Source organism: Roseomonas sp. 18066 (genome assembly GCF_902706185.1).
GTDB lineage: Bacteria > Pseudomonadota > Alphaproteobacteria > Acetobacterales > Acetobacteraceae > Pseudoroseomonas.
Map to the genome: position 1 here is coordinate 1 of NZ_CACSJM010000422.1, position 389 is coordinate 389.

At 57.6% G+C, this 389-nt stretch carries 1 protein-coding gene; it reads left to right on the forward strand.

Annotated elements, in window-relative coordinates; translation table 11 throughout:
- Nucleotides 1–304: hypothetical protein (locus GVN67_RS29520; RefSeq protein WP_200845479.1), on the forward strand; the 304-nt coding region annotated here is incomplete at its 5' end.
- Between the last annotated feature and the right edge of the window lie 85 nt (nucleotides 305–389).

The window sequence follows — 389 nt, forward strand, 5'->3', positions numbered from 1 at the left end:
GTGTGAAACCTGCTGCATCAAATACCCCAACGGTCGCGACGTGCTGTCGCAGGAAAACCAGCAGGTCTTTGTGCTCAACGGCATTCAGACCATGAGCGGATACGTCTATAACCTCGGCAACGAGCTGACGTCGATGCGCGGCCTGGTCGATATGGTTCGCCTGTCGCCGCTGGATGACAAGGTCTTTGCCATGCTCGATGCCTTCCGGGCAAACGAAAACGGCGCCTCGCCGCTGCCGCTCACCGCCAACAGCGAGTGCAATGGCTACTGGAAACGGCTGGCCGGGCTGGAGCTACAGAGCTGATAAACCGCTCACTTTGTTAATAGCTATCGTCGCTTTTTAATGCACTATTGAAGCCGCAGCTTTTCTGGCCGGCGCGCCCCGGATG